Here is a 19,648-nt window from a genome sequence, read left to right as displayed (position 1 = left end):
CCCTGTATTAAATTTGTTTTGTAGAGTTATTAGTATAATAACAGTTATTTAACAGGCCTTTTCCACATTTATCTGACAATGGACAACTTTTACATACAGGTTCTATTTTATTTATTTTTTTAATTTCAACATCCATTATTCTTAAAAAAGGAATCAAAATATTCGTTTCACTTTGATTTAAGTGAAATTTCTCTTTTAATTCCAAAATATCTACTTCTTTATTATTTCTTACGTATTCTTCTATAAGCGATATATTCATTAATTATTCCACCTTTTTACAAAATATCTTGGAAGCTCTTCCCCTGCCCAATTCGTATTTTTTCCCATCAACATCTATAATTATCCTATTCCCAAGCTTATTAACTAAATTAATATTAACTCCTTTATACAACCCCATACTTTTCATTTCTTCTACAAAATTCCTTCCGCCTTTAATATCGATAATTTCATATTTTCCAATTTCACTTTCCAAAAGGTTGAATACTTTGTAAGGAACATCTACAATGATCCTAGAAGCTTCGCTCCTTCTTAAAACTACTTTTTTTTCTCCAATTTTAAATACTAAAGGATCCCCAAAAGGAGAAACATGGGCTAATTCTATAAATTTACCTGGAGTAATTCCCATTGCGATAAGACGATTTTTAGTACTTTCTCCTTCAATGTTTAAACTCACTATCTTTCCCTTCTGTCCAATAAACAGGTTGTGTAAAGGAATTAGCAAATTATGATCACCTCTTTCAATTATTTCATATCAATTATAACATTTTTTAAAAGAGTTAGCTGTGCCTAAAATTAACAATAAAATGAATTATTATAACGCAATAGTTAAATTATATACGGATATATGGTTTGTAGCAACTTCACTTATATTATTTAGACAATTTATTATTTCTCAATTTTTTTATTAGTCTTCACTTCGATTCAAAAATATGATAAAATCAATTATGGAATAATAAGAATTCGGGGCGTAGCGCAGTTGGTAGCGCGTTGGTTTCGGGAACCAAAGGTCGCTGGTTCAAGTCCAGTCGTCCCGACCATTACCAAACTTTTCTTTCTTTGAAAGCTCAAAAATCTTTTTTCGGATTTTTGAGCTTTTTGTTTTTTATTTAAAAATTATTGGTAGAATGCGTTAACTTGACTTTATAATATTTCTATGGCATGATTGAAATAAAAATTATAATCATAGAAAAGGAGAAGAAGAATTTTGCTTACCCTCATAAAGAATGCAACGGTTTACTCACCGAAAGCTTTAGGGAAAAAAGATATATTAATTGGTGGAGAAAAAATCTTAGAACTAGTCGATTCGATAGAATTAAATTCTAATCTTAAAGTTGAAATTATCGATGCTGAGGATTATATAGTAGTTCCAGGTTTTATAGACTCTCACGTTCATATAACAGGAGGAGGTGGAGAAGGGGGATACAGCACAAGAACCCCAGAGATATTTGTTTCTAAGATAGTAAATTCTGGAATTACTACCGTAGTAGGTGTTTTGGGAACCGACAACGCAACTCGAAGTATGCAAAACTTAATCGCAAAAGCAAAAGCATTAAAACAAGAAGGAATAAGCTGCTACACGTATACGGGTTCTTATCATTTTCCTATAAAAACTTTTACCGGCAGAATTATAGACGATTTGGTTTTCATTGAAGAAATAATAGGTGTTGGAGAAGTCGCTATTTCAGACCATAGAGGTTCCCAACCAACCTTAGAAGAACTGATAAGATTGACTTCAGAAGCTCGAGTGGGCGGAATTTTATCAAAAAAGGCAGGCATTGTAAATATTCACGTTGGCAGAGGAGAAAAATTTATTCAAATATTGATAGATGTTGTTGAAAATTCAGAATTACCTATTACACAGTTCCTTCCAACTCACATGAACAAGGGAGAAAAAGCTCTTAAAACATGTAAAAATTTTATAGAAATGGGTGGAAGAATAGATTTCACAACTAGTTCGTCAAAAAAGAAAGACAAAGAAGATCCATCAAAACCATCTAAAGCTTTGAAACTTTTGTTGGAAGATGGGGTAAGTATTGACAATATATCATTCTCATCCGATGGACAGGGGAGTTTACCACAGTTCGATGACAAAGGAAATTATTTAGGTTTAACAGTAGCAGATGTAGGTACACTCTTTGAAGAGGTTAAGGATTGTGTATTACAACAAGATATCCCTTTAGAAGAAGCTTTAAAGGTTATCACTATCAATCCTGCAAATTTTCTTAAATTAGAAAACAAAGGCCAAATAAAAGAAAACTTTGATGCCGATATAGTGTTCTTAGATAAAAGTAATCTGGAAATAAAAAAGGTTATGGCAAGGGGTCGAACTATTTAAAAATCCAATGGGAGGTAGAGAAATGAGAATAACAGATTTAAAATTTGAAAAAATCAAAATTAAACTCAAAAAACCTTTTGTTATTTCGCGAGGAGCAACGGAGTATTGTGAATCGGTGCTTGTAAAAATAACTACTGATGAAGGATACTACGGTTTTGGAGAAGCTACTCCTTCTCGTTCGGTAACGGGGGAAAGTATCGATAGTGTAACATTTGTTCTTAAAACATTCAAAGAAATATTAATAGGGCAGGATCCACTCGCAATAGAAAGAATACATTATATATTGAACAAAGCAATTGCAGGAAATACAGCAGCAAAAGCAGCGGTTGATATCGCTCTCTACGATATAAAAGGGAAAGTGATGCAAGAACCTCTTTATAAGCTTCTTGGTGGATTTGAAAACAAAGTACAAACAGATATCACGATAGGGATTGGTGCACCACAAGAAATGGCAAACGAAGCCAAAGAGAGCGTAGATAAAGGATTTAATATATTAAAAATCAAAACTGGCGTTGATCTTAAAAACGACATTGAAGCTATCAGGCTAATAAGAAATAGCGTGGGAGATAACGTAAGATTGAAAATAGATGCCAACCAAGGATGGAATATACACGATACGTTAACCGCAATCAAAATGATAGAAAATTACAACGTTGAAGCCGTTGAGCAGCCGTTAGCCGATTGGGATTTTGATGGGTCTGCACTTTTGCGAAAAAAGGCTGATATGAAGATAATTTTAGATGAATCAGTTCATAACGCTCATGATGCAATGCATGCAATGAAAAAAGATAGTGCCGATATGATCAACATAAAACTGATGAAAAGTGGAGGGCTTTACGAAGCTGAAAAGATTAACGCAATTGCAGAATCTGCTGGAATTAATTGTATGGTTGGATGTATGGTAGAAACAAAGGTGGCCCTTACTGCGGGGGCAAGCTTAGTCGCAGCTAAGAGAAATATAACAGATGCTGATTTAGATTCCTTCATGTATTATGAAGAATTTGAAGGAATAAAAGGTGGATTTGAAGTAAAAGGAGATACAATAATTCTTTTGGACAAACCTGGTTTAGGAATAGAAATCAATATGTGAAAAAGAAGAAGGGGTAGATCTTGATTGTGACAAGATCTAGATTGACTTTATATCCCCCTTCATTTCTATCGTTGAAAAATCGATTGGAAATTTCACAGGTCTGTCCAAAAGGGCAGAGTTGTAAATTCCCAAAACAGCTTCTACAGCCTTTTTCCCTTCGTCACCGTTAATGAAAGGTTCTCGATCTTCTTCTATCGATTGATAAAAATCTCTGTAAAGTGGAATGTGCCCGCTCCCATAAACCGTATCAGGATCTGGGAGATTTTGAAATGGATGTCCATCTTCTCCTTCAAATCTCCAATGTTTTATCTTATTCACCGCTAAACCACCGATAACCACTGTGCCTTTTTCTCCAAATATCGATAGAGTTTCTTCCAAGTTTTTTGGATATATATTTGCTGACCCTTCTATAATTCCTACGGAACCGTTTTTAAATTTTATTATTGCTCCTCCAAAATCCTCGGCTTCTATATAAGGATGCGTGAAGTTCTTAATAACACCGTATATTTCATCTATTTCAGAGCCCATATTCCACAATAGCAAGTCTATATTGTGCGTACATTGGTTCATCAACGTGCCCCCGTCGTATTCCCAAGTGCCCCTCCATTTTGCTTGCTTATAATATTCTTCGTTTCTATTCCACCTAATGGAAGCTTGACCGTGGAGAATCCTTCCAAATGAATTTGTTGTAATTTTTTTTCTTAATTCTTGTATAGGTGGGTTGAACCGATTTTGAAAACAAACACCTAACTTTAAATTTTTCCTTTTTGCAAACTCTATCATCTCGTTCATATGTTTTGTTGATAGGGCCATTGGTTTTTCCACTAATACATGTTTGTTGTTTTGCATGGCTTCCATGGTGATTTCATAGTGATTTCCACTTTCGGTGGCTATTGCCACGGCATCTATATCGGTTCTTTTCAACAATTTACTGTAATCCGTGTATATTTCTGGTTTGTTTAATCCAGAATTTTCTACCTTACCGGCAAATTGTTCTGCTCTTTCTTCTTTTAAATCGCAAACAGCCACGTTTTCAATAATATCAGAATTTTTTATGATCGCTTCTGTGTGTTTTTTTTGAGCAATTCTTCCACAACCTATTACAGCCAATTTAAGCACGGAATATCACCTACTTTTTAACTTTTTATAATAGAGAAACTTTTTCTGGATACTTCTCTCTAAGTCCTTTTGTGATATTTTTTGTATCGAAAACTATATCGGCATTTTCCAAAACAAAATTGTAATCCACCTTTTTATGTCCGGTAGTAATTAAGACCGCATCTGATTCCTCTAACAATTCTTTTGTTAAATCTACCGTTTTATACTCTATTCCTTTGTGAGAAAAATTTTTTATATATGGGTCATGAATCTTTACTTCTGCACCCTTTTTTTCCAAAAGCTCCAAAATTTTCAATGCAGGAGACTCTCTTAAATCGTCTATATCGTTTTTATAACTCACCCCTAACATCAATATTTTGGAACCATTCAAACACTTTTTATTTTCGTTTAAAATGTCCATTAGTCTTTCGATTACGTACTCGGGCATATAATCGTTTATTTCCCCTGCCAATTCTATTATCCTTGTGTGATAGTCAAACTCTCTAGCTTTATACGTTAAATAAAAAGGATCTATTGGAATACAATGGCCGCCCACACCTGGTCCGGGATAAAAAGGCATGAACCCAAAAGGCTTTGTAGCAGCTGCGTCTATTACCTGCCAGATATTTATTCCCATTTTCTTTGCTAAAATAGCCATTTCATTGATGAGACCAATATTCACTATTCTAAAGGTATTTTCCAAAATCTTTGACATCTCTGCTTCCTTAGGGGACGATACGGTGAAAACACCAGCGTTTAATACGTTTTCATAGAGGGTTTTTGCATGTAAAGTACATTTTTCGGTAACTCCACCGACTACTTTTGGTGTATTTTTGGTCTTGTAAATCAAATTTCCTGGATCTACCCTCTCTGGACTAAAAGCTAAATAAAAATCTTTTCCAACCTTAAACCCATATTCTTGTAATAATGGCAGAATTACTTCTTCGGTGGTTCCTGGATATGTAGTGCTTTCTAAAACAATTAACATTTCTGGATGAAGCCTTTTTGCTACCTCTTTTGTTGAATCAACAACGAAACTTAAATCAGGTTGTTTGTATTTATTCAAAGGAGTTGGAACACATATCATAACACAATCGCATTCCTTTATTCTATCATAATCAGTTGTGGCGCTTAGATAACCATCTTCAACTAGCTTTTCTAACTCTGAATTTACAATATCTCCAATATAATTTATTCCTTTGTTGACCTTTTCAACCTTTTCTTTTTGAATATCGAACCCTAAAACAGGGTACCCTGCCTTTGCCTTTTCTACCGCAAGAGGTAAACCCACATAACCTAAACCTATTACCCCTACCTTTGCCGTTTTATCTTTTATTTTGTCTAGTAATGCCATTTTTTAGTCCTCCCCTTTCTAAAATAACACTGTTTTTAGGAATTCTAAAACTATTTTGAAAAAAACTCTTTAATACATTTAACTACGTATTCCTGCTCTTTTTTGGTGAGCTCTGGAAACATTGGCAAAGCTATCGTCGATTTAGATGCCTTTTCAGCTACAGGGAAGTCCCCTTCTTTATAACCCAAGTTCTCAAAGCACTTTTGAAGGTGCAAACCAAGAGGATAGTATATCGATGTTCCAACACTTTTATTTTCTAAGAATTTTTTTAATTTATTCCTATCTTTGGGGTTATTCAAAGTGACAACATATTGGTGATAGACATGGGTTCTATCGTTAAAATAAGCAGGATAACTTAAATCTTCGTTGAGGTTATGTAATTCAAATAATTCTTCATAATTTTTTGCCTTTTTTATTCTTTTATCAATGTATTCATCTAAATTGTTTAGTTTTATTCTCAATATTGAGGCTTGAACTTCGTCTAATCTTGAATTGTAACCAACTTCATCGTGATAATATTTTTTTGCTGCACCATGGACTCTTAATTTTCTGACCTTATCTGCCAAATCCGCGTCGTTTGTAACAACCATTCCACCATCACCATAACCACCCAGATTTTTTGTTGGGAAGAAAGAAAAAATACCCAAATCTCCTATACTACCACTAAATTTTCTTTCGCCATTCTTGTACTGCCATACAGACCCAATAGATTGAGCGGCATCTTCTATGATTTTTACGTTGTAATTCTCTCTTATTTTTTCCAATCTCTCTAAATCAACGGTTTTTCCAAAAAGGTGTACAGGAATAATTGCTTTAATTTTTTCTTTTTCCGGATGATTTTCAAGCAAATCTTCGACTTTATCCAAATCAAGGTTGTAGTATTTATCTTCTATATCCACAAATATAGGAGTGGCTCCATTCAGTACAATTGCACTTGCAGTTGCAAAAAAAGTATATGGTGTGGTGATAACGTAATCTCCTTCTTTTATACCCAGAGCTTGAACCGATATTCTTAGGGCATCAGAACCATTAGCAACACCGATAGCATACTTTACGTTTATATACTTCGCAATTTCCTCTTCTAAGGCTTTTACATTACTTCCCATAACCACGTTTCCAGAAGTGAAAACGGCATCCAACTTCTTCAGAACATCTTTTCTCAATTTTTCATATTGCCTTGTTAAATCAAAAAGAGGAACCTCCATCTTATCTTTCATTTCATATCCCCCTCCAAAGAAATATTGCCTTCCTCATCTATCTTAAAAACGTACAATTTTTCCAAATTTCTTTCCGTTGCCTTTTCCAATATTTTCTCTGACTTCCTAAACGAAGCTATTATGAGGGCATCATAGGTTAACTCTTTGGCTTTTTCCGGCGGGTAAATATCTATTCCTTGGAGCTTATCTCCTTGCTTTGAAGGAGAATCATCCAAAAATCCAATTATATTAATATTTTCATCCTTCAAAACCTTTAGTACAATCCCTCCAACAACCCCTGCACCATATAAAAGAATATCCTTTAAATTATCTTTTTTAAGAGTTTGAAAAACTTTTTTGAAGGAGTCTTTGGTTTCTGTGTACAGCTCAGAAACCTCATCAACGAAACTGAGGGTTAAAAATTGCAACCTCTTTTTTCCCGCCTCTGTGAGCTCATAACTCATATTACGTTTGTTTTCACCGCTTTTTATAATATTTCCATTCTCTTCAAAATCCTTTAAATACTTGTTTATCATCGATGGGACAACCCCTACTTTTTTTGCCATTGTCTCTTGAGAAATATCGTTTTCTTGAGAAATTAACTTTAAGATCATCATTTCTCGAAAGTTTGGAGAAGGGTTGAAAAAAGTGTAATTTTGAATATTTAGCATTGGGAAGATCACCTCTAATCTTTTCATTCATACACCAAGTGAATAATCATAATTAATTATAACAATTATTTTTTTAAAAGTCAATTGAAGTTTTAAATTCAAAAAAAATAAAGACGCACAATTTGTGCGCCTTCAAAAATTTTCAAAAGTTTCTTAAAGCCGATATTGTACTCCTTGAGTTTATTCTTCAAAATATCAACCAAAAAGCTTTTTTGCTATTTCAGCTACTCTTCTTCCCTGACTTTTGGCAATATTAAGTTCTATTTCATTAGGTCTATTTTCATCGCTCTGGGTGATAATTGCCGAGGCGCCATACGGTGAACCCCCATGAATATTCGATACATCGCTCAGATCTGGCTCAGTAAAGGGAATTCCAACAATAATCATTCCATGGTGCAATAACGTTGTATGAAAATTTAAAATAGTAGATTCATGACCCCCATGTTGAGTACTAGTAGAAGTAAAGACACTACCTATTTTTCCAACCAAACTTCCCTTTGCCCAAAGTGGACCTGTTGTATCAAGGAATTGCCTCATTTGCGCCGCCATCATGCCAAATCTGGTGGGAGTACCAAAAATTATCGCATCAGCTTCAACTAGAGAATCCATATTTGCTATTGGAATATGTGAAAATTGTTCTTGTGCCTTTTTAGCTCCAGATTGGATTAGAATATCTTCAGGAACGGTTTCAGGGACTCGGTAGATCTCAACATTCGTTCCTTCTACTTCTTTTGCGCCTTCCGCTTCGGCTTTAGCCATTTGATAGATATGGCCATACATACTGTAGAATATAACGTTGACTTTTGCCATCTAAAGTCCTCCTTTAATTAGGATAAATTTAGTCCCTTTTATTATACAGGTAATTTATTAATAATAATTGAATAGTATTATAAATATAATCATTTTATTTTAGACTTTCATTCCTGTAAATGTGATTCCTTTTATGAAATAACGTTGAGTGAGTAAAAATACGATTATAAGAGGTAAAATTACGATAACCGAACCTGCCATCTGCATTGCAATATTTTCACCATACTGCCCTTGTAAAACAGATACAGCGACCGGAAGTGTATACATACTTTCATCAGTCGCTAGAATTAATGGCCATAAAAAGCTGTTCCAAGCACCTGTAAAAGTGAAAATAGTTATTGCCGCCATTGCAGGTCTTGCCAAAGGCAAAATTATTCTAAAAAATATCCATCCTTCATGTGCCCCATCCATTTTTGCTGCTTCTATTAGTTCATCAGGTATACCCATAATGTATTGTCTCATGAAAAATATGTTGAAGGCATTTGCTATAGCTGGTAATATTAACCCCAAATAGGTGTTCAATAGATTCAACTGTGACAACAATAAAAATACTGGAATCATTGTTATATGCCCAGGCACCATTATCGTCCCTAAGATGAACAAAAACAATAAATTTTTATTTTTAAAACGAAATTTAGCGAATCCATAACCTGCCATAGTGGCTACTAAAACTGATAGAAATGTTGTAGAAAGAGACACGATAACCGAATTCAAAAATGGCCTTCCAAAATTCATTTCTTGAAATAAATCTATATAATTATTCAAAGTAGGGTTTTTAGGGATCCATCTTGGAGGAAATATATAAATTTCTCCGGGACCTTTAAAAGAAGTTGAAACCATCCATACAAAAGGTATAACTGAAATTAACAACCAAATAATCAACAATCCATGTACCGCTACTTGCTCTATGGGAGAAACTTTTCTCGATCTCATAATTATCACTCCTCACCAATACTCTTTTATACTTCTAATCTTCTTGCTCTCATTTGTATAAAGGTTAAGGCAAATATCATTAAAAATAGCACAAAGGCAATCGAAGAAGCATATCCTAATTTGAAGAACTCAAAGCCCTGTCTATATAGATAAAGAACTATAGATAAAGTAGCATTCAAAGGTCCGCCTGCCGTTAACATGTATGGTTCTTCAAATAATTGCAAATAACCTATTACAGTCATAACTGTAACGAAAAATATTGTTGGCCTCAACGATGGAATGGTAACATGTAAAAATTGCTGAAATCTTGAAGCACCATCCAACTCGGCAGCTTCATATAGATAGTCTGGTATATTTTGTAAGCCAGCTGTGAAGAGAATAACGTTGTAACCAACTGCTTTCCAAACTACAAGCATTATTACCGATGGCATTGCCCAAAGGGGATCTCCTAACCAATTGGGTCCTTGTATTCCAAAAAAACCTAAAAACCAATTTATTAATCCGTAATCGGGATTAAACATCCAAGCCCATACGATGGCGATTGCGACTGTGTTTGTGATGGAAGGTAGATAAAAACTTACTTTAAAAAAATTTTTAAAATGCGTGGCTTCCCTGTTTATAAGGGCAGCAAAACTTAAAGATAAAACTACCGTTAAAGGCATCGCAACAACTAATGCGTATAATGTATTTAATAATGCCCTCCAAAAAAGGGGATCATGCATTAAGTTTACATAATTTTCAAAGCCTATAAAACTCGCTTTTCCCCAATCATATATGGCATAAACATCGAAATCAGTGAAGCTTATTATCAACGAAACTACTATAGGTATTAACATGAAAATCATCAATAATATTATTGAAGGTCCTATGAAACTAATAATCGCTCTTAATGGGGTCTTCAATTTTATCTCTCCTTGATAATCAAAAAGTTTTGATCAAAAGCCCCCCTTTTTGCGTAAAAAGAGGGGCATAAAATAAATTATTTCAGTATCTTTTCAATTTCTTTTTTCAAATCCTGAGCCGCTTGTTCTGGTGTTTTTCTAGCATAAATTGTTTGTTGAACCATGTTATCAATCGCTGCTGCAATCTCATGGAATTCCGGTACGTTTACAGGAGCTTTTGCATCATTCAACTGTTCACCAAATGTTGCTATCATCGGATCTGCTTGCAATAAAGGATCTTTCCATGCTTGACGGACTGCAGGTAGTTCATTTGTAATTTGATAGGCCAACAGTTGGTTTTCAGGTCTTGATGCAAATTCAATAAACTTCCAAGCGACTTCTTTATTTTTGGAATCTCTGAAAATGACTAAATTACTACCTCCCATAAAAGAAGTTTTACTTTTTTTCTCAGGCATTAATGCTACATCCCATTTCCCATCTATTTGTGGAGTTTGCTCTCTAGTCATATTAATCATCCATGGACCTGAAAAATAGATTGGTGTATCACCTGAAGCAAAATCTTGGAATATGTTACCACTTCCAGAAATTGGGGTCAAACCTTCTGTGAAAAATTTTGTATAGTATTCCAAGGCTTCAACGAATTCAGGTTGATCTACTATCACATTTCCTTCACTATCAAAAATGTCTCCACCATTTTGCCAAACAAATGGAAAGAAAATTTGGTAGTTATCCTGAGGTTGATAAAGTGATATGCCATATCTACTACCATTTTCATGTAATTTTTTCACTGCATCGTATAACTCATCCCAAGTTTGAGGAGCATGATCGTAACCTACTTGTGTTAATAAATCTGTTCTATAGAACATCGCTCTAACATCCACATGCCAAGGAATACCAAACTGTTTTCCGATAACTATCCCTGATTCCCAGGCGCCTTCGAAAAAATTTTCTGGTTTTACAACTTCAGAATTTTCAATATATGGAGCTAAATCTTCAAACGCCCCCATACTTCCAAACGGAGCCATCCAAGTTGTTCCCATCTGGGCGACATCCGGGACTTGTCTACCTGCGATTGACGTTAAAATTTTTTCGTAGGCATTTGACCAGGGGATGGCTTGGAAATCAACCTCATATTCCGGGTATTCTTCCATGAAAAGTTCAGTCACTTGCTTCAAACCTTTTGCCTCACCCATACCCCATACGGTGATCGTTGTTGCACCGAAGTTTAACGAAACCATCAACATCACAACACTCAAAACAACCAATGCCTTTCTCATCTTTCTACACCTCCTAATAGTAATTTTACGGTTTTTTGATATTTTTCTAAAAAAGTACCTCAACATTCAAAACATTTTCTTCAAGTAATTCCGGATTAATAATGTTTCCATCAATTTCTACACCGTTAACTATGATCTTTTTCTCATCACTTTTTTTGTAAGTTATGTTCAACTGTTTTCCCCTGAATATTCTCTTTACTTTTACTTCTTTCCATTCTTCGGGGAATAAAGGTTCTATTTTTAACCCTTCCCATTCGGCTTTTAGTCCAATAATTCCCTCAATCGCAACTATAAAATACCAAGCTGCTGATCCTGTATACCAAGTCCACCCTCCTCTTCCAAAATAGGGGGAATCTGGTCCATCAACGTTACCTGGAGTAACATATGGTTCAGCTAAGTATTTATCTGGTTCCAAACCCCTATAAATAGGCATGAAGCTTTTGTAGATTTTATATGTATCAGGATCTTTCATCTTTGAGGCTGCTAATATCGCCCACGTACCTGCATGAGTGTACAATCCGCCATTTTCCCTAACTCCCGCGGCGTATCTGCTTAGATATCCAATTTCTGGATCAGGTTTAGCAAACGCCGGTTGAAAAAGAAGTGGTCCATAATCTTTAAACAGGTACTTTTTTGCTGATCGATAAGCTGTTTCACTTCGTGTTTGTGTTGCGGTACCGTTGATTATTGCCCAAGTTTGTGCATTTAAAAATATCTTACCTTCACTATTTTGTTTGCTTCCAATCGGTTCCCCGTTGTCTTTGAATGCCCTTACGTACCATTCTCCATCCCAGGCGTATTTGTTGATGTTTTCTTTAAGCTTTTCAGCTTCGTCCATAAACCTTTGCATATTTGCTAAATCTCCCATTTTCTTACAGACAACAGAGAAATCTTTTAAAATACCGTACAAGAAATGTCCAAGCCAAATACTTTCCCCTTTACCCTGGGTGCCAACAGCGTTCATACCATCATTCCAGTCTCCATCACCTATTAAAGGAAGTCCTCTTGGGCTCATATGATTTAAATTGTAGTGAATTGCTCTAATACAATGGTCGTATAGAGAAGACTCCCCACCATCCAGGAACTTTATATTTTCTTTCAAAAATTCTAAATCACTAGTTTCTTTTAAAAACCTTAAAACAACAAAAGGCAACCATAATCTGTTATCCGATATATTATTCTTGTAACCGAGTTCAGAAATGGGATGCCACCAATGGTACACACTTCCATCTTTGAATTGGTGAGCTGCGTGAAGTTTTATCTGATTTTTGGTTTGTTCGGGATCCACATACAAAAATATCTGACTATCTTGAAGTTGATCTCTAAAACCGTACGCCCCACCAGTTTGATAATAGGCAGACCTTCCCCATAACCTTCCTGAAATAGCTTGGTACTTCAACCAGTTATTTAGCATAAAATCCAAGGCTTTATCTGGTGTTTCAACAGTAAATTTTGAAAGCATTTCGTTCCACATATCTTTTACTTTTTCGAATTCTTCGTCTACCTTTTCTACTGTTTGATATTTTTTAACAAGTGAGCTCACACTTCCGTTTGTATTTTTTTTAGAAACGGCCCCAAGCAAATAAATCAACGTTTTTTCTTCTCCTGGTTTTAAAATTATTTCATTTTTTAAACTACCAATAGAATCTTCCCATTTTCCATAAGTGTTTGACATTTTTCCACTAATAAGGGCATTTGGATTAGAAATACTTCCATACTCTCCCAAAAATTTTTCCTTTGACCCTTCAAATCCGGCTATTTTCTCATTAACTGAATGAAAAGCGGTATATTCCCAGTTCCTGTTCCAATTTTGACCTTTTTCATTTGGAATCTCCCACATTCTTTTTTCAGCCGTTATACAGTTTAAATCATTTAAAAAATCTGTTTCTATAAAAGTTTTGTGAAACTCTCTGTGCCAGTCGGGAGCGGCTCCCAAATTCCATTCTAAGTAGGTGTAAATAGACAATTTGTGTTCTTTTTCAGAAGTATTTTTTATAGTTAACTTCCATATTTCGACTGGGTCATCCTTAGATACAAACATAGTTAAATTCGTTTTTATATCGAAATATTTGGTCTCAAATATTGAATAACCTTGACCGTGTCTTACTTCATACTCTTGTGGTTCTTTACATGTGGGCTTCCAACTTGGAGACCAAAAGTCTCCACTTGTCTCATTTTTTATGTAAATATATTTGCCCCATTCATCCTTTATGAGATCTTGTTCCCACCGTGTAATTCTATTTAAACTTGCATGTGTTCTCCAACTATAACCAGAACCACTCTGAGATATGACCATTCCATAATCACCATTAGAAATAACATTTATCCAAGGTTTTGGAGTTTTAGGAGTGGTTATAACATACTCTTTTCCATCCTCTGTGAAATATCCGTATTTTGTCTCGAACATATCTTCCCTCCTGATTTTAAAAATTGCTGTTATGAGGTTATAAAATACTTTATTCATGCTTACTTAACCGATTAAGTTATCTGTAAAAAATTTAAATTCTTGTACAAGATTGTCTTTCGATTAATTTTGTTTTTAACAAATATCTTTTTTCTTCTATTGTTTCTCCATTTATCAAAGCTGTTATAATATCTACAGCTTTTTTACCCATTTCATATATGGGTTGTGAAACAGTTGTTAAAGGTGGTTCTATTATAGAACTGGCCTCGATGTTGTCAAAACCTATAGTAGAGACATCTGTTGGAATTTTGTACCCACTTTCTTTTAAAGCTCTCATTGCTCCTATCGCCATTTGATCATTCGAAGAAAAGATAGCAGTGAATTTTTCTCCTTTTTCTAACAACCTTTTTGTAGCTGTATATCCTTCTTCTTTTGTAAAATTACCGTTTTCAACTAATTCTTGGTTGAATTTGATTCCATAGGCTTTTAATGCCTTCAAATAACCTTTGAATCGTGCCTTTGAATCCCAGGCAACTTGTGGACCTTCTAAAAACGCTATTTTTTTATGCCCAAGTTTTATCAAATATTCTGTCGCCTCAAATGCACCATTTTCGTTGTCGACCATCACAGAATAAATATCTTCATCCTTTGGTGGATAATCGATAAAGACAAAAGGAATATCCCTTTCTTTCAAAGACTTTATGAAATTATCAGTAATAAAGTAAGCCATTATAATTAATCCGTCAACCATACTCTTATTCAACAATCGAACCACTTGTTGCTCTCTTTCTGGCCTTGCATGTGTGGTAAATAGATTGAGAAGATAGTCTTTTTTATTTAAAGTTTTTTCTACTCCTCTAATTATATTTGCATAGAACATATCAGAAATATCTGGAATAACTAAACCTACAAAATGTGTTTTTTCACCTGCTAAACCCCTTGCTGCAGAATTAGGAAAATAATTAGTTTCCTCAATTATATTTTTTATTTTATTTCTAACCGGCTCACTCACACCGGGTTTATCATTGATCACATAAGATACGGTGGCTTTAGAAACTTGTGCGATCTGTGCTATATCTTCGATAGTTATTCGAGAATTTTTATTTTTCTTTGGTGGCATAGCGTATCCTCCAATGCTTGATTATAAAATTACTTAACCGTTTAACTAATTATATTATAACTCTTATACTTTTAAAATAAAAATCCGATTAAATGGAATTATAGACGATTAAAGTCGAGTAGAGACGATTAGGACTTAAAAACTTAAAAATTCTTAATTTTTATTTTTTTATGCTAAAATTTCAAAAAGATGGAAAAATAGACGATAAAATAGAAGCTTGAGAAATTAAACAATTAGCATCGCTAAAGAGAGTAATCAATTATAAAAAAGGAGTTTGAAATTTTGAGATGATATCTAAGCGTGAAATATTAGAAAAGTTGACAAACCATATAGTACAGGTCAATGAAACGATAAATCCAGAAGTAAAAACTTACATAGACGAATACAAAGGTCCATTTTCTCAAGCGCTAAAAGAAAATTATAAAATTGCAGAAGTTGAAAAATTACCCCTCTGTCAAGATACAGGCATTGTTGAATTTTTTGTTTTTCTAGGGAACGAAGTTATACTTGAAGAACCTATATTTTCCACGTTAAGTGAGGTGGTTGAAAAGGTATATACGGAAAATCCCTTCCGATTTTCACTGGTGAGTGATCCCCTTTTTGAAAGAAAAAACACTAAAAACAACACTCCACCTGTGGTACACATATTCCAAGTCTCTGGGAAGAGTTTAGATATCAAATTTTTGGTGAAAGGCGGGGGGAGTGAAAATCTCTCAGCCTTGTTCATGTTAAAGCCATCAATCGGGGTCCAAGAATTAAAAGATGTAATAATTGGGCATGTGAAAGAAAACGGAGCAAAAGGTTGCCCGCCTTTACATGTTGGAATAGGAATAGGTGGAACTTCTGATAAAGCAATGGTTTTATCCAAATTAGCATTGACCAAAAGTTTCAAAGAAAGAAATCAAAACCCTGTATATGCGGATTTTGAGGAAGCGCTTTTGAAAGATTTAAATACTTTAAAAATAGGATTTCAAGGATTAAAAGAAGGAGTTTCGGTTTTTTCTGTACATGTAGAATATGCTCCCACACATATTGCAACACTTCCTGTGGGGGTTTCCTTAGATTGTTACCTTTGTAGAAAAGGTGTGGTAAAATTTGAAGATAGATGAAATTGAAAAATTAAGAATCGGAGAACTCTTACAATACACTGGTGAATTGATAGTTATGAGGGATGCTGCACACCAAAAACTTTTAGAATTACTTTCAAAAAATTCGCAGCTTCCTGTAGATTTAAATGAAAAAATTGTATTTTATGCAGGCCCTGCAAATCCTCCAAAGAACTCTAAGATAGGTGCTATAGGTCCGACAACGAGTGAAAGAATGGATAAATATCTTGAAATGATCTTTAAATTAGGTGTGCTAGGAACTGTTGGAAAGGGAAAAAGAAGTGATTTGGCAGTAAAGTTATGTATAAAATACAAGAGAGTTTATTTTATAACTCCAAGTGGTGCAGCTGCGTACCTTTCTAAGTGTGTGAAGGATATAAGGGTTCTTGCTTTTCCAGAATTAGGGCCAGAAGCTATTTACAACATAAACGTGGAGGATTTTCCTTTAATGGTGGCAATAGATACAAACGGCAATCAAATATTTTAACTTTTAAGGAGAGTTAATCTTGGACGCAAAAGAATTACACAAAATACTCAAGGGAAAAATCAGGACAATTTCAAATGTTGACAATTTGAACGAAGAATCGTTATCCCTACTATACACTCCTGGGGTAGCAGATGTTGCAGAAGGATGCTCAAAAGATCCAGAAAACACATTTTTATACACAAGACGTTGGAACACCGTTGGTATCATTTCAGACGGAAGCGCCGTATTGGGTCTCGGTAACATAGGTCCATATGGTGCTCTTCCCGTTATGGAAGGTAAGGCATTATTGTTTAATCTTTTTGGCCAGCTTGATGCCTTCCCAATTTGCTTAAATACACAAGATCCAGAAGAAATTGTTTCTATTGTGAAGAACTTAGAACCTTCGTTTGGAGGTATAAACTTAGAAGACATCTCTGCTCCTAGATGTTTTCGAATATTAGAAGAATTGAATAAAACAATGAATATTCCAGTTTTTCATGATGACCAGCAGGGAACAGCTGTAGTAGTCACGGCAGGATTGTTGAATGCATTGAAATTAACGGGGAAAGAAGCAAAAAATATTAAAGTTGTTATTAACGGTATAGGGGCAGCGGGATACAATATAGCCAAGTTTTTGATGGATTTTGGGGTCATAAATCTTGTTTTAGTTGACAAGAATGGGGTGTTGAATAAAAATGTTCCAGAAAGTTCTTTGCATGAATATCACCAAGAATTAGCAAAGATAACGAATCCAGAAAATATAACCGGGAATCTCTCAGATGCTCTTTTTGGTGCGGATGTGTTTGTAGGGGTATCTAAAGGTAATATTTTGAATGAAGAGATGGTAAAAAAAATGAATAAAAATCCTATAATATTTGCACTTGCCAACCCTTTACCGGAAATAGATCCAATATTAGCAAAAAGCTTCGGGGCAAGTATAGTGGCGACTGGCAGATCAGATTATCCTAACCAAATCAACAATCTCATAGCCTTTCCTGGAATAATGAAAGGAGCGATAGAGAAAAAATCAAAGATAACTAAAAAAATGCTCCATTCTGCAATACTTGCAATTTCAAATTCATGTATTCCTACACCTAATAGGATTTTACCCGAAGCTTATGATAAAAGATTACATTTGAACGTATACGAAGCGGTTAAAAATGCTTCAGAATCGAACTAGTTGTTTCAATAATCCATTTTTGATTTCACTTTCTAATTTCTTTTGGACTTAGCTTGTACTACTAGTGGTCTTTTTCTCTTTGATTTTTGCTTAAAGATCTCTATTATTGCTTCAGCTTGTTCGGAAGGAACCGTCACAAAAGAAAATTTATCCATTATTTGTATATCTTTTATTTTTTTTCTATTTACACCAGTTTCCTTTTCTATGAATTCAGCAAGTTTTCTTGGTGTCATTTTACTTAAACTACCTAATGCAACAAATAACCTTTGGTCTTTTCTTTTTGAAGAGTTTTTAACTTCTTTTATTTTGCTATAATTTTCTTCTTTCAAGATTCCACCATAAAAATACTTTAAAATAGAAGCAATTATTTGGCTCGGCTCTTGGTCGGTCTCCTCTAAGATTGTTTCCGCCAAGATTTCATAAATGGGATCTATATCTTTGGAAAGATTAGATTTGATCTCATCTTTTATTTTTTCAACTTTTGCGTTAACAATATCTTTGGCTTGTGGTATTTTAGCTTCTTCTATTAAGGCTTTTGAGGAATGCTTGATGAACATAAATTTTCTATACTCGCTCGGTGTGACAAAAGTAATAGCTATACCCTCATTTCCAGCCCTCGCAGTTCTTCCTATACGATGTATATAATTTTCTGGATTTTGTGGAAGAGAATAATTGATAACGTATTTAAGATTGTCTATGTCTATACCTCTGGCTGCAACATCTGTGGCTATTAAAATTTTTATACGTTTGCTCTTAAATCTATCCATTATTCTTTCTCTTTGATTTTGAGAGACATCACCATTTAGTGCTTCTGCTTCGTAACCTTTTTTGATTAATTTGTTTGCGATTTCTTCTGATTGGACTTTTGTTTTAGTAAATACAAGACCGTAAAAATCACTATCTATATCTATGAGCCTACTCAAAAGTTCTATTTTATCAGATTCAGAAATCATGTAATAAATTTGTTTTGCCTTTTTTACGGTTATGTCCTCTTTGTTTCCTTGAACTGTTGTTACCGTTTCAAAATTCCCCATATACTTTCTAGCAAGGGTAATAATCCTTTGAGGAATCGTAGCTGAAAACATCAAAATTTGCTTTTCTTTATTAGTTTTTGAGAGTATCGTCTCCACATCTTCTATAAAACCCATATCTAGCATTTCATCGGCTTCATCAATGACCAAATACTTAATTTTGCTAATATCTAAAGTACCTCTGTTCAAATGGTCTATTATTCTTCCTGGGGTACCTACTACTAAATCTACTTTTCTCTTAAGGGCTCTAATTTGATTTCCAATTGAGACTCCTCCGTACACGGGAAGAAGGTTCAATCTTTTGTTTCCCTTCAGTGAGTCGATTTCGTTACAAACTTGCAAAGCTAATTCTCTCGTAGGGGTTAATACTAAAGCTTGAACGTCGTTTGCTTTCTCTTCTAATCTTTCAATTAGAGGTATACCAAATGCTGCAGTTTTTCCTGTACCAGTTTGAGCCTGACCGATTACATTATTCTTACCAGATAAAAGAAAGGGGATAACCTTTTCCTGGATAGGAGTTGGTTCTTCGTACCCTTTTCTATCAATCGCGTTGAGTATGTTATCAGAAAGGCCCATGTGTTGAAATTTTGTCATGTTTTTACTCCTTTTTCTAATTTTTGGGCCAAAATAACCTTTTACATTATACCATAAGTTTCGTGAACAAATGGTATTTGT

18 protein-coding genes and 1 tRNA gene are annotated in these 19,648 nt (G+C 34.4%); 6 read left to right on the top strand and 13 right to left on the bottom strand.

From position 1 onward, the window contains the following. Positions 1–7: 7 nt before the first annotated feature. Together X927_RS07110 and X927_RS07105 are read right to left on the bottom strand one after the other, a co-directional pair. Entirely contained in the window at positions 8–259 is a 252-nt protein-coding gene (locus X927_RS07110) for a hypothetical protein (RefSeq protein ID WP_103077398.1), read from the bottom strand. A 3-nt stretch (positions 260–262) separates the two neighbouring features. After that, entirely contained in the window at positions 263–721 is a 459-nt protein-coding gene (locus X927_RS07105; protein WP_103077397.1) for a FeoA family protein, read from the bottom strand. A gap of 240 nt (positions 722–961) precedes the next feature. Between X927_RS07105 and X927_RS07100 the strand changes: the two genes are divergently transcribed. The 3 genes from X927_RS07100 to X927_RS07090 all read left to right on the top strand — a co-directional run bounded on the left by X927_RS07100 (position 962) and on the right by X927_RS07090 (position 3,425). Next, a tRNA-Pro gene (locus tag X927_RS07100) sits at positions 962–1,037 on the top strand. Positions 1,038–1,204: 167 nt separating this feature from the next. Next, positions 1,205–2,335, top strand: coding sequence for a beta-aspartyl-peptidase (iadA, locus tag X927_RS07095; RefSeq protein ID WP_103077396.1), 1,131 nt, complete (start codon positions 1,205–1,207; stop codon positions 2,333–2,335). A gap of 22 nt (positions 2,336–2,357) precedes the next feature. Next, the gene (locus tag X927_RS07090; RefSeq protein ID WP_103077395.1) at positions 2,358–3,425 is read left to right on the top strand and encodes a mandelate racemase/muconate lactonizing enzyme family protein; all 1,068 of its coding nucleotides are present in this window, start codon (positions 2,358–2,360) and stop codon (positions 3,423–3,425) included. Between the two features lie 36 nt (positions 3,426–3,461). Here the strand turns inward: X927_RS07090 and X927_RS07085 are convergent, their stop codons facing one another. The 10 genes from X927_RS07085 to X927_RS07040 form a co-directional block, all read right to left on the bottom strand. Next, a complete protein-coding gene (locus tag X927_RS07085) occupies positions 3,462–4,544 on the bottom strand; it encodes a Gfo/Idh/MocA family protein (protein WP_103077394.1) in 1,083 nt (360 codons plus the stop codon). Between the two features lie 25 nt (positions 4,545–4,569). Next, the gene (locus tag X927_RS07080; protein WP_103077393.1) at positions 4,570–5,877 is read right to left on the bottom strand and encodes a nucleotide sugar dehydrogenase; all 1,308 of its coding nucleotides are present in this window, start codon (positions 5,875–5,877) and stop codon (positions 4,570–4,572) included. Between the two features lie 50 nt (positions 5,878–5,927). After that, entirely contained in the window at positions 5,928–7,094 is a 1,167-nt protein-coding gene (locus X927_RS07075; protein WP_103077392.1) for a DegT/DnrJ/EryC1/StrS family aminotransferase, read from the bottom strand. Continuing rightward, positions 7,091–7,771 carry a winged helix-turn-helix transcriptional regulator gene (locus X927_RS07070; protein WP_245855502.1) on the bottom strand — a complete coding sequence of 227 codons (681 nt, stop codon included), beginning with the start codon at positions 7,769–7,771 and terminating at the stop codon, positions 7,091–7,093. Before X927_RS07070 ends, X927_RS07075 begins: the two co-directional genes overlap by 4 nt. A gap of 168 nt (positions 7,772–7,939) precedes the next feature. After that, the gene (wrbA, locus tag X927_RS07065) at positions 7,940–8,554 is read right to left on the bottom strand and encodes an NAD(P)H:quinone oxidoreductase (RefSeq protein ID WP_103077390.1); all 615 of its coding nucleotides are present in this window, start codon (positions 8,552–8,554) and stop codon (positions 7,940–7,942) included. A 99-nt stretch (positions 8,555–8,653) separates the two neighbouring features. After that, positions 8,654–9,487 (bottom strand): carbohydrate ABC transporter permease, encoded by an 834-nt coding sequence (locus tag X927_RS07060; RefSeq protein ID WP_103077389.1) that lies wholly within the window; start codon positions 9,485–9,487, stop codon positions 8,654–8,656. Positions 9,488–9,513: 26 nt separating this feature from the next. Then, the gene (locus X927_RS07055) at positions 9,514–10,389 is read right to left on the bottom strand and encodes a carbohydrate ABC transporter permease (RefSeq protein WP_103077388.1); all 876 of its coding nucleotides are present in this window, start codon (positions 10,387–10,389) and stop codon (positions 9,514–9,516) included. A 77-nt stretch (positions 10,390–10,466) separates the two neighbouring features. Further along, complete coding sequence (locus X927_RS07050) at positions 10,467–11,666, bottom strand: sugar ABC transporter substrate-binding protein (RefSeq protein ID WP_169925190.1); 1,200 nt, start codon at positions 11,664–11,666, stop codon at positions 10,467–10,469. Between the two features lie 46 nt (positions 11,667–11,712). Continuing rightward, entirely contained in the window at positions 11,713–14,073 is a 2,361-nt protein-coding gene (locus tag X927_RS07045) for a glycoside hydrolase family 94 protein (protein WP_103077386.1), read from the bottom strand. A 91-nt stretch (positions 14,074–14,164) separates the two neighbouring features. Further along, entirely contained in the window at positions 14,165–15,190 is a 1,026-nt protein-coding gene (locus X927_RS07040; RefSeq protein WP_103077385.1) for a LacI family DNA-binding transcriptional regulator, read from the bottom strand. 287 nt (positions 15,191–15,477) lie between these two features. Between X927_RS07040 and X927_RS07035 the strand changes: the two genes are divergently transcribed. From X927_RS07035 to X927_RS07025, 3 genes are read left to right on the top strand one after another with little or no spacing between them, the layout of a single operon-like run. Next, positions 15,478–16,299, top strand: coding sequence for a fumarate hydratase (locus X927_RS07035; RefSeq protein WP_103077384.1), 822 nt, complete (start codon positions 15,478–15,480; stop codon positions 16,297–16,299). After that, positions 16,286–16,783: a FumA C-terminus/TtdB family hydratase beta subunit gene (locus X927_RS07030; protein WP_103077383.1), complete on the top strand. Its 498-nt coding sequence runs from the start codon at positions 16,286–16,288 to the stop codon at positions 16,781–16,783. The genes X927_RS07035 and X927_RS07030 overlap by 14 nt, the downstream gene beginning before the upstream one ends. Before the next feature lie 19 nt (positions 16,784–16,802). After that, on the top strand, positions 16,803–17,942 hold the full coding sequence (locus X927_RS07025) for an NAD(P)-dependent malic enzyme (protein WP_103077382.1): 1,140 nt from the start codon (positions 16,803–16,805) through the stop codon (positions 17,940–17,942). Between the two features lie 32 nt (positions 17,943–17,974). Here X927_RS07025 and X927_RS07020 read toward each other — a convergent pair whose 3' ends face one another. Next, positions 17,975–19,567, bottom strand: a complete 1,593-nt coding sequence (locus X927_RS07020) for a DEAD/DEAH box helicase (RefSeq protein ID WP_103077381.1) — start codon at positions 19,565–19,567, stop codon at positions 17,975–17,977. Positions 19,568–19,648: the final 81 nt, after the last annotated feature.

The organism is Petrotoga mexicana DSM 14811 (assembly GCF_002895565.1).
Lineage (GTDB): Bacteria > Thermotogota > Thermotogae > Petrotogales > Petrotogaceae > Petrotoga > Petrotoga mexicana.
The sequence above is the reverse complement of the archived record's forward strand: the minus strand, read 5'-3'. Positions and strand labels throughout refer to the sequence as shown.

Coding starts and splice junctions, on each gene's coding strand:
- X927_RS07070 (WP_245855502.1), bottom strand. CDS start 7,771: ATGAAAAGATTAGAGGTGATCTTCCCAATGCTAAATATTCAAAATTAC.
- X927_RS07035 (WP_103077384.1), top strand. CDS start 15,478: ATGATATCTAAGCGTGAAATATTAGAAAAGTTGACAAACCATATAGTA.
- X927_RS07045 (WP_103077386.1), bottom strand. CDS start 14,073: ATGTTCGAGACAAAATACGGATATTTCACAGAGGATGGAAAAGAGTAT.
- X927_RS07080 (WP_103077393.1), bottom strand. CDS start 5,877: ATGGCATTACTAGACAAAATAAAAGATAAAACGGCAAAGGTAGGGGTA.
- X927_RS07090 (WP_103077395.1), top strand. CDS start 2,358: ATGAGAATAACAGATTTAAAATTTGAAAAAATCAAAATTAAACTCAAA.
- X927_RS07020 (WP_103077381.1), bottom strand. CDS start 19,567: ATGACAAAATTTCAACACATGGGCCTTTCTGATAACATACTCAACGCG.
- X927_RS07075 (WP_103077392.1), bottom strand. CDS start 7,094: ATGAAAGATAAGATGGAGGTTCCTCTTTTTGATTTAACAAGGCAATAT.
- wrbA (WP_103077390.1), bottom strand. CDS start 8,554: ATGGCAAAAGTCAACGTTATATTCTACAGTATGTATGGCCATATCTAT.
- X927_RS07110 (WP_103077398.1), bottom strand. CDS start 259: ATGAATATATCGCTTATAGAAGAATACGTAAGAAATAATAAAGAAGTA.
- X927_RS07050 (WP_169925190.1), bottom strand. CDS start 11,666: ATGAGAAAGGCATTGGTTGTTTTGAGTGTTGTGATGTTGATGGTTTCG.
- X927_RS07040 (WP_103077385.1), bottom strand. CDS start 15,190: ATGCCACCAAAGAAAAATAAAAATTCTCGAATAACTATCGAAGATATA.
- X927_RS07060 (WP_103077389.1), bottom strand. CDS start 9,487: ATGAGATCGAGAAAAGTTTCTCCCATAGAGCAAGTAGCGGTACATGGA.